The organism is Syntrophaceticus schinkii (assembly GCF_000946815.1).
Lineage (GTDB): Bacteria > Bacillota > DSM-12270 > Thermacetogeniales > Thermacetogeniaceae > Syntrophaceticus > Syntrophaceticus schinkii.
Genome location: NZ_CDRZ01000169.1, coordinates 1 through 2700, shown reverse-complemented (window position 1 = coordinate 2700; position 2700 = coordinate 1). Strand labels below are relative to the sequence as shown.

Sequence of the window (2700 nt, the reverse complement as noted above, 5' to 3'; positions counted from 1 at the left end):
AATACTTGGAGTATATCAGGGACAGGAGCTAGCACGTATCTTTTTGATCACATGCTAGTATGAAGGCGACTATTCGATGATATAGAGTGCCCCATGGAAAATAAATAATCAAAAAATCGTTTCCTGAAGACAAAGATTTCAGGAGATATTGTTGCCTCTCACTCAATTTGACGCTGCAATTCTCACCGCCAATAACGGAAGAATTATAGCGACAGTCTGCCATAAAGTTGAGAATTCAGGTGCCAATCAAAGTCTAGCTAGATAATGCCAGTCAGTGTGCATAGTGTGGATAATGTAGAGATCCCCCCAGCACCCAAACCAAACCTGTCATGGATACTGAGAGGATCCTTACCCTTTAATTACCTTACCCCGCTGTGCCACGCTGCCTTTCCATATCAGCAAGAATACGCCCGATATCTTTGTCCTCAACCACATCACTGCCCCTTTGCTGTGCATCGTAGAGGGCATACGTGCAAATATGATTTATCAATCGGTGAATACCCTGAGTTGCTGAGTAGATCAACTGCAAAGCACTATCGGAAAATAAAGGGGAGGTCATCGCCGCTGTCTTCATCTGATGCCGAATGTAGTCTGCAGATTCCTCCTCAGTCAACCCGGTAAGATGGAAACGCAGTTGGATGCGCTGTGCTACAGCCTCAAACTTGTTCTTGCGCAAAGTCCTCCTCAATTCAGACTGACCCACCAGGATCAGTGTAAACAGGGACACAGAATCCATCTGCTGGTTCAAGGCAAAGCGTAATTCCAGGAGCATGGCCGGAGTAATATCCTGTGCCTCATCTATGATTACAACCAGAGATTTATCCCCTTGCTCTACCCTTGTACGCAGTACCTCTTCAAAAAGGCGTTTTGCTTTTGTCAGGGAGAATAAAGGCTCCTCACCCAGATGACGCAGCATTTCCCCATAGAAATCCCGTGGTTTCATCCCTGCCTGGCTTAAGTAAATAACTTGGTAGCGCATAGGATCAAGGGTTTGCACCAGATGGCGAACAAGTGTTGATTTCCCGCTTCCTACCTCCCCTGTGAGTACTCCAAAATAACGGTGTTGGACCATCAACTGCATACGGGCAAGCGCTTCCATGTAGGCTGATGAACCGAATAACATTTCATTCTTGGGGTTCCGGGAAAAGGGAACGAGTTTATTCTCAGTTTCCATCTTCATCACCTCTGCTCTCATCAGGCTTTGGGGCAAAGGTTAGAGGAATACTCTTCCACCCTTCACGTTGCTTTTCCTCAGCCAAATGAAAAAAACTCAGCTCACCTGTGTTCACTTCCCCGGGAGATGGCTCTATTTCCTGGATAGACTCGGATGGTTTTGTTTTTACCCGTTTGTGGACAGATCGATGAAGATCCAGGGGTATGGCATCGGGAAAACGCTTACCATCAAACCACACCTGGATTACAGACAGATCAAAGGGGTCAAAGCGCAGCTTTACCTTTTCCCCCGAAAGCTCACAGGGTACCTCATAGATATTGCCGAAGACATGCACACAGCCGGTTTTATCAACTTTGCGATTTTCTTCCCAGAGGAAGATATCTGTCAGTTCACTGATGGGAACTCTTTTCATTGTGCGTTTGCTTGCAGTTGCCCTGGCAAGCGGAGTCTGACCTGTGCCACCATGCTTGCGGATATGGTAGTAACCATCCAGCCATGCTGTTAAAGCATTGTTTAGTTGAGCCAGGCCCTGGATATCTCCCCTTTCAATCAGGTTGTATGCTTCGGGTTTAAAGCTGGTATCGATAAACCTGAAAAAACGCTCAATTTTGCCGCGGCCCTGGGGACGGAACGCTCTACTGTGCGAAAGGCGAATGCCCAGCTTGCCGCAGATCCGCAGCAGGTGATGAGATGAGAATGCTGCTCCATTATCACAATAAAACTGTTCTGGAATTCCGTAGCGTAAAATAGCCTTTTTTAAAGAGTCTTCCAGTCGAGGGAGTTTTTCATCCCAATAAAATTCAGCATGCACAATCAACCGGGAATAGTCGTCCATAATGGCAAACAAAATGGCTTTCTTGCGCTTTCCGGGATGAGTGGGGTCGGGCAGGTACAGAGTGTGCTGAAAGTCGGACTGCCAGATTTCATGAACATCTGATGCTTCAAAACGCCGGCGCCCTTTTTGTGGTGTAGCATTGTGCAGCAGTTCCTGCCTGCTTACACCCGCCTTTCTCAGGTGACGTGCGAGGGTGCTTGGGGCAATAGATCCCGGTGCAGTAATGCTACCCTGCTCTAATAAAAAGATAATCTGCTCCACACTGCGCTCCGGACGCTCTTTGCGAAGATCGATTGCTGCCTGCAGAACCGAAAGGGGGATGCTTGTTCTGTTGGTTGCAGGACGCGGCTTTGGTTTCAGGCCCTCCCAACCTGCTCTTCTGTAGTTTGCTATGTAGCGCTCCAGGGTACGGGTACTGACAGTTGTTCTATGGCTGCCGGGGATTGTGTATGTACGGGATGCAATCTCCTCCAGTAAGTGCTTTAACTCACCTGGCAGCATGGGGCTCTGGCGGCTGACGATCGGTGCAATCAGCCCATAGCGAAAGGCCGCTATCTGTTCTTGCATTTCGAAATCCATCTTTTCTCCGCTCCTTTGTTTTTTAAGAAGATGTTGGTGAAGCTTCCAGCATCATTCTCTTCGAAGCGGTGCCGTCAATCCATAGACAGTCTTGTGTGGGGCTTTTTTTATT

At 47.9% G+C, this 2700-nt stretch carries 2 protein-coding genes; both read right to left on the bottom strand.

Translation table 11 applies throughout. The features are described 5' to 3' along the window. Positions 1–364: 364 nt before the first annotated feature. A complete protein-coding gene (locus SSCH_RS06960; RefSeq protein WP_198142234.1) occupies positions 365–1195 on the bottom strand; it encodes an ExeA family protein in 831 nt (276 codons plus the stop codon). Continuing rightward, the gene (locus SSCH_RS06955; protein WP_044664840.1) at positions 1164–2588 is read right to left on the bottom strand and encodes a DDE-type integrase/transposase/recombinase; all 1425 of its coding nucleotides are present in this window, start codon (positions 2586–2588) and stop codon (positions 1164–1166) included. The genes SSCH_RS06960 and SSCH_RS06955 overlap by 32 nt, the downstream gene beginning before the upstream one ends. Between the last annotated feature and the right edge of the window lie 112 nt (positions 2589–2700).